Raw genomic sequence first — 7,034 nt, 5'->3', positions numbered from 1 at the left:
CCCCGTCCCCCGCCGCCAGCGGCAGCGCCAGCTCGTCCTTCATGATCGAGCGGATCAGCTCCTCCTTCAGCGCCAGCAGGTCCTCCCAGGTCGCCAGCCCCGGCGAGGCGGTGATGGAGACCTGCAGCTCTCCCGAGACCACCAGCACCAGGGGATAGCTCCACACGCTGGCCGGGAAATGCCTGCTGTATCCCGGCACCGATTGACGGTGGTCCCCCAGGGTGGCATACAGGAGATCGGTCTCCTGCCCCGTCTCCGGGTCCTCCGCCCACACCATGAACTCCGACAGCAGGAAGCTCCCCGCCGCCGGGTGGTCCTGGTTGGAGTACCGGACCGTCAGGAACAGCCGGTCTCCTTCATGCTTCCGGTCCGCGATGGACGCCTCCGCCGCGTATCGGACCAGCGCGTGGACCTCCGCCAGGTCTTCATCCTGACCGATCAGCCCGCTCCCCACCGCCGCCCGGGTCAGCTTCAGCGGCCTGCCCAGGTCCAGGCACGCCGCCAGCAGCCGCCGCCCATGCGTGGTGATCTTATAACCATAGTCCAATGCGTTCCCTCCTTCCTAAATTTGCTCCGGCACCGGCAGGATGGACGACGATGCCGCCAGGCCGCCCGCGCGGAGCGTGCTGAGCCACAGCATCCTGTCCGGGACCTCCGGGACGGGAAGCGTCATCTGCATCCCGAACGCCCCGCCCAAGCGCAGATCCCCCTCCAGCTCCAGCGAGAACCGGAACCCCCAGCCCAGGTGGGCCGGCATGATCTCCCGCAGCGCCTCCACCAGCCCTTCCAAATCCCCGGGGATGCCGCCGGCCTCATCGAAAAGAAGATCCACCCAGAACCGCTCCGGATGTTCCTCCACCTTTGCCGGAAGCTTGGCATATATCCCTGCAACGCTCTCCAACAGGGAGACTGTCGTGACATCCGCCCCCATGAGCCTGGACCGGACCCGGCTGCGGCGGACTTCCAGGTCCTTCCCCTCCTCCGCCGGGAGCCCCAAGGTCTGCTCCCAATACCGCAGGCCCCAAGAGGCCGTCTCCACGCAAAGCTGCTCCAAGGCGCTGTCTCGGGCCGCCCACAGTTCCAGGAGCTCCGGTTCCAGGGCCTGCTGAAGGTCCCGGAACTCCGGGGACCTTTGCAAAAAGGCCGGGTAGCGTCCAAGGAACGGCCTCATGTCACCCTCACCTCCTCCAGCACCGGCACGGAGCCCGCCGGGACCGTGAGATTTGCCGTCCCGCCGTTCAGCATCAGGGCCGTATGATCCAGCACGCCGGGGATGGACAGCAGCAAAAAGGCGATTCGGTTGAACAAGATCTCATAGCTCCCCGCATCCAGCGTCTCCAGCTGCAGATCCACGTTCCCGCTGAAGGCGGAGGCGGCGAGGCTCTTGAGGTACTCCCGCACGGCCTCCTCCAGCGCTGCCCGGACGCTCCCGCGGCTGACGGACCCATCCAGGACCACTTCCGCCTCCACGCGGACCTCCCGCGCCCCGGCGGCTTCCACCGTGACGGCGGGGCCTACCGGCCGTTCCTTCTCGATGTGGGCCGCGCAGTCCGCCACCGCCGCCGCCGCGGCGGGCTGGAGGGCCTGGTCCGCCACGATGACCTTCACCGTACCGGGGCCATCCCATTTGCTGATGACCCTGGCCGCTCCGATCCCCTCCACCTCCTTGGCCCAACGCTGATAATGCCAGGGGTTCCCCGACGTGGCGGGCCTGCGCATCCGCTCTAAGTACCGGCCCAGCAGGGCCTCGTCCGACTCCGGGTCCACGCCGCCCTCCGCCGCCTCGTTGGCGAAGCCTTTGACGCCGCTGTAGTTCCGCAGGGCGGTCACGATCTCCCCGGCGGCGATATCATACGCGGCCCCCACCTCTGCGGCGATGAGGAACCCCTCCCCGGTCCCATCCCGGATCGTGACGGGGCCCTCCAGATAAAACGCCAGCCCCGACGCGGTATAGTAGGCCGCCCCGGCGGGGATGGATGCGCCGTCCTGCCCGGTGAAGGTCACCCGGCAGGAGGCCGCCGTGCCCTCCTTGCGGACGATGCCCACCGTCCCCGCCTGTTGGTCGATGTACGGTCCGCTGGTCTCGTCCACGTAGAACGCCGGGACCAGCGCATCCAATGCGTGGTAGCACTCGCTGATCTCCTCCGCGGCCGCCGCGATGACGTCATTGGTGAAGCTCCCCTCCCGCGTCTGCAGGTCCGTCACCAGGCGGCCCAAGATACGCCTGCGGATCTTCGCCGGAGACATATCCTCAAACATGGACGCTCACCTCCCCGTAAATGGTCTCCACCTCACAGGAGATGGTCAGGCCGTCGGATCCAAAATCGACGTCCACCTGCCGCACGGCCCGGATATAGGGATCGATCCGCAGCGCCTCCCGGACGTACCGCGCGGCCTCGCTCCGCTTCACCTCCGGGCCGAAGGGCTTCCCGATGAGGTTCTCCACTTCGTTCCCGTAATCCCAGGAATAGACGCTGTGGTGGGCTCGGGCGGTCATCAGGGCCTTCCAGATCCACACCTTCACCGCCTCCGACCCCGTGACCACCAGGGGCTTCCCGCCGGAGAAGATGGGCGTGCCCTTGTCAAGGTCCCACGCCGCCTCCCTGCACAGCGGCAGGCGCGGGGGCTCCGCCTCCGCCGCCTCCGGCTGTACGATGGGGAAAATGCCGCTCATCCCGCTTTCACCACCTTATCGATCACGAAAAATATCTGGTCGTCCTCCGTCAGTAGCAGCACCTCGTCCCCCGTCTTCAGCACCGGCTCCGCCTGGACCGCCACGCAGTGCGGGGTATACAGCGATCCGTCGCTGGAGCCGGGATGGCCGCTGTGGGCGCTGACGGGGCAGGGGACCGACAGGGTGAACTTCTCCTTCACGCCGTTGCAGTCCAGCCGGAGCAGCTCCTGGTGCTCCTTCACCAGCCGGTGGGAGATGTAGAACCGTCCCGCTTCCTGGGTGGTCCCCGCCACGTCCACCGCCAGCGGGTCCGCCGACAGGACGGTCCCCAGCCGCAGATGGACGGGGCCCACGGGGCCTTTGGGCTGTCCGGCCTCCTGCATGAGGCGGATGAACCCGCTGTAAGGGTCTTCCCGCATCGTATCACTCCTTCGGTATGCTCCCGGCGGACTGCTCATCCATCAGGTCACGGAAATCCAGCGTCACCTTCGTTTGGTAGATCCCGCGCTTGACAGTGTGGCTGTCCGCCATTATCCAAAACAGGCCGTCCACGCCGGTGACCGGCTCATGCACGACGACCGCGTTCCCGGTGATGAGCTTCACGTTGCCCAGGCATTGCGCGGTGATCGTCGTGGAGATCCCGTTCTGCGCCAGGATGTCCCTGGCCGCGGCCTCCGGATCCTCCCGGTCGCTGGCCTTGATGGCCTTTTGCATCAGGCCGTACAGGGCGGCATAGTCCTCCGGGCTGTCGTACTGCGCCAGCTTGCGGAGCCCGTCGTCGTAGACCGCCACGCGGTTGACCATGTCCTCGATGCTCTCCGCGGACTTGCAGGAGATCAGATTGCTCCCCGGCACCAGGCGGATGCTCTCCGGCCCGATGGCCTTTTCCACCACCTGGAGGCGGTCGGAGCGGAAGCGGATCTGATACTTCTTCCCTGTCTGCTCCGCCGCAAGTGTGTACATGGTCTGGATGATCTGGTACAGGCTCACCCCCAGGAAGTTCCGGCTCAGGGGCACCCCCGTGGCCGCCAGATCCCCGCAGGGCACGCCGAACTCCCCACAGAGCCGGGCCGTGACGGCCTCCGCCGTCTGATCCCGTACGGCGATGTAAGTGCTGTTCTTCTTCAGGTACAGCCCGTTGTCCAGGGCGGAGCCGTCGATGGTCTTCCCCAGGCTGTCCCGGCTCCGGGAAAAGATATGCCCGGAAAAGAGGATGTCCGGCCCCAGGTATAACCGCACCATGCCGCCCAGCTCCGCCAGGGCCTCCGGGAGGACGGAAAAGCTCAGCTGCCGGGCGCAGTCCCTGTAGCTCCCGCTCCAGGTCTTCGCCTGGACCTTTTCGGTGATGTGTTCGCTCTTCGATCCGTCCACGGACCACGTGCGGATCTTCAGCAGGTCGTCGTATGCCATCGCGATCCCTCCCAACGGATGCGTCCGCGCCGGACGCGCCTCCGTTTCACAGCCTCCCCCTGGCCGGCAGCTCCACCACCTGGCCCGGGAAGATGAGGTCCGCGTTCTTGATCCCGTTGGCCTTCGCCAGCTTCCAGGCGAGGCTCCCGTCCCCGTAGGTCCGCCGGCAGATGCCCCAGAGCGTGTCGCCCTTGACCACCGTATAGGAGCCTTCCCCCTTTTCCTCCTGGGGCGCGGCCCGGCCCAAGTTGCCCGTGTCCGGGCAGATCTCGGTGCTCTCCTCCGCCAGCTCCCGGTAGCGCCGCAGCTCCAGTGTGACGTACACGTCCCCTGTGCCGTCCTTCTGCCCGTGGCGCACGGGCCCCAGCAGCACCGGGTAGTTGACCGGCGTGCCCGTGACGATGAACCGCAGCACAGCGCCGCTGTCGGACCATCCCGCCAGCCGGTCCACCACGGCGTAAGGATCCCCCGCCCAGCCTCCGGCGGTATAGTTCCTCTCCGATGCCGGGAGCAAAAATTCCATCCTCTGGTCGAACAGCTGGCGCAGGCCGGGGAGGTGCACCTGGCCGGTGTCGGTCATATCCAGGCGCTCCGCCGCCCGGCCCTCTTCCACATAGAAGTCCGGCGGGGTCACCGGCATGATCAGCTCGGTGTTCGTCTCGATGTGGCGGAAAACGATCTGCATCTCATCCCCCTCCCCTCAATACAGCGGTCTGGATCTTTTGCAGCAAAGCCTCCGCGATCTCGTCCACGAGGCCGTCGTCGGCGTCCCCCTGGACATGGATCGCGTCCACATGCACGCTGAGGCGGATATCCCCGCCGCCCCGCCCCGCCGGCTCCCGCTCCGCGCCGTCCCCGGCGAGTCCTCCGCCCGCGCCGTCCCATCCGCCTCTCCCCATGAGATCTTCGATCCTGCGGGGGCCCCATATGGCCTCCTCCAGCGGAGCGGCGCTCCGCGCGAGGGTCCGGTCCGGTACACCGCCCGCGCCGTTCCCCTCGTTCCGGAAGGACTGCTTGTCCGCGCCCAGAGGGGCCGCGGCGGCAGAGAGGCCCAGGGCCCGGCCCTCCGGGGGGTGCGCCTTATCCGCCCCCAGCGCCGCGGCGCCGGCCAGGATGCCCCGGTCCATCTCCCGGGCCCCCGCCGCCGTCAGCACCCGCTCCCCCTGGTGGAGCAGGGCGGGGAACCCGTCATAGGGCACGCGCTCCAGCCCGTAGGCGAACGCCCCCGCGGAGTGGAGCGCCCGGTCCGACAGGCTTTCCGGCCCGGGAGATGCCCCGGGCGTTTCGAACCGCCCCGCCGTCTCCATCGCCAGATCCCAGCCGCCCCCAAAAAAGCCGGCCGCTCTGCCCTTGGAAAAGGCGTTGTCCGTCCTCCAGGCGTCCGTGGCGGCGGCCATGGTCTTCGTCAGATCCCGGATGGCGTCGATCTGCTCGATCTGCATGTCCACCTGCTTCTGGGCCCATCCGCTGGACTCATAGGCGGCGGTGGCCAGGGCCTCCGCATCCTCCCGGAGGTCCAGCATCTTCTGCCCGGCCTCCAGGCTGCCGTGGCCGTAAGCCTCCTCGGCCTCCCGGTACTGCGCCGACAGTTCGATCAGCTTCGCTGTTTGCTCCTCCGAGAAAACGGTGGTCTCCCTGTCGATGGTCCGCGTCAGCACCGCCTCCAGGGCCTCCCGCTGGTACTGGTCCCGGAGGTTCTCTCCATAAGCCTGCACCTCTCCGCCGATGGCGGAGAGCTCCGCCAGCTGGTCCCCCAGATACCCGCCGTAGGCGGCGATGTCCGCCTCCTTGGCCCCCTTCCGGGCCTCGTTGTAGGCGCCGCCCCCGGCGGCGTCCACGTTCTCCTTCAGCCCCCGGAGCGTGCTGTCCAGGCCCTCCGCCGACTTGGACTGGATATCCATCATCCCGCCGTACAGCTTCTCGAACTGGGTCAAGATTACGTCGCTGACATAGCTGCCGGACAGCTCCCCCTTGGAGATCTGGCCGTATACGTCCCCCACGCTGACGCCCTGGTCGTCCGCCAGCCACTGGAACACGGAGAAGCCCCGCTCGTTCAGGGGGTTCAGGTATTCCAGCGTGGCCTTATCGCTGGACTGCATCCGGCCCAGGTAGGCAGACACCGTCCCGATGTCCCCGGCGGAGAGGCCCAGGGCCGCCCCGGCGTCGCCCACCTTGGTCAGGGTGGGGATGATGTCGTCCATCGCCGTGCCGAAGCTGAGCATGGTCTTGGAGATGCCCACCAGGTCGTCGTAGAGGAAGGGCGTGGTGTTGGCGGTGTCCTGGACCTGCTCCAGGAACGCCCCGGCCTTCTTGTCGTCGCCCAGGAGCGTATTGAAGGACAGCTTCGTGGTCTCCCGGCCGGAGGCCAGGGCGGTGCCGCTGGAGAGCCGTTCCGCCGTGGCGGCGTTGGTGTCTTCGTAGAGGCTGCGGTAGTAGTCTTTGAAGACGTTGTCCTTGGCCTGGTATATTTGATTGTCGCCGTTGATAGCGCCGGAAACTCCGCCTAGGAAACCTCCAAATACGGCTCCCGGCAGCCCGAACATAGCTCCGCCCGCCGCACCGGCGGCAATCCCGGAGCCGATACTGCTCACCATGGACCCTCCGGCGTCTCCCAGGGCGCTGCCCACGAGCGTCCCGGCCATGTTAGAAACTGCCTCCCCGAGCATCTTTCCCGTCCCGCTCCTGGACAGGAACATCCAGGCGCTCCCCTCCTGCGCCAGAGAGAGCCCGCTCTTCTGACCGAAGTCTCCCATGCCTCCCGCGCTGTTTTTCATGGCCTCGCCGGAGCCTTTGGCCGCCCCGCTGACGCTCCGGATCTGTTTCTCCGTCTCCTTCATGGTCTTGTTGATGGTCTCCATCTTCCGGCGGTAGTCCTCATACTCCTGCCCCGCCAGGGACGCTCTCAGCGCGTCCGCCTCGTCCCCCGTAGCGGCGAACTGCTTCTGTGCGT

The 7,034-nt window shown here is 67.3% G+C and carries 8 protein-coding genes; all 8 read right to left on the bottom strand.

All coding sequences use genetic code 11. From position 1 onward, the window contains the following. Positions 1-547, bottom strand: a 547-nt coding sequence (locus QZ332_RS07275) for a hypothetical protein (RefSeq protein ID WP_295764171.1), incomplete at its 3' end; no start/stop codon positions are given. Positions 548-562: 15 nt separating this feature from the next. Further along, positions 563-1,171, bottom strand: coding sequence for a putative phage tail protein (locus tag QZ332_RS07270; RefSeq protein WP_295764170.1), 609 nt, complete (start codon positions 1,169-1,171; stop codon positions 563-565). Further along, a complete protein-coding gene (locus tag QZ332_RS07265) occupies positions 1,168-2,259 on the bottom strand; it encodes a baseplate J/gp47 family protein (RefSeq protein WP_295764169.1) in 1,092 nt (363 codons plus the stop codon). The genes QZ332_RS07270 and QZ332_RS07265 overlap by 4 nt, the downstream gene beginning before the upstream one ends. Then, positions 2,252-2,674 (bottom strand): DUF2634 domain-containing protein, encoded by a 423-nt coding sequence (locus QZ332_RS07260; protein WP_295764168.1) that lies wholly within the window; start codon positions 2,672-2,674, stop codon positions 2,252-2,254. Before QZ332_RS07260 ends, QZ332_RS07265 begins: the two co-directional genes overlap by 8 nt. Next, positions 2,671-3,093: a DUF2577 family protein gene (locus QZ332_RS07255; protein ID WP_295764167.1), complete on the bottom strand. Its 423-nt coding sequence runs from the start codon at positions 3,091-3,093 to the stop codon at positions 2,671-2,673. The genes QZ332_RS07260 and QZ332_RS07255 overlap by 4 nt, the downstream gene beginning before the upstream one ends. Positions 3,094-3,097: 4 nt before the next feature. Continuing rightward, complete coding sequence (locus QZ332_RS07250; protein WP_295764166.1) at positions 3,098-4,084, bottom strand: hypothetical protein; 987 nt, start codon at positions 4,082-4,084, stop codon at positions 3,098-3,100. A 46-nt stretch (positions 4,085-4,130) separates the two neighbouring features. Continuing rightward, positions 4,131-4,769 carry a LysM peptidoglycan-binding domain-containing protein gene (locus QZ332_RS07245; protein WP_295764165.1) on the bottom strand — a complete coding sequence of 213 codons (639 nt, stop codon included), beginning with the start codon at positions 4,767-4,769 and terminating at the stop codon, positions 4,131-4,133. A 1-nt stretch (position 4,770) separates the two neighbouring features. After that, a partial coding sequence (locus QZ332_RS07240) for a tape measure protein (RefSeq protein ID WP_295764164.1) occupies positions 4,771-7,034 on the bottom strand: 2,264 nt, incomplete at its 5' end.

This window comes from uncultured Oscillibacter sp., assembly GCF_910584465.1.
GTDB lineage: Bacteria > Bacillota > Clostridia > Oscillospirales > Oscillospiraceae > Oscillibacter.
The sequence above is the reverse complement of the archived record's forward strand: the minus strand, read 5'-3'. Positions and strand labels throughout refer to the sequence as shown.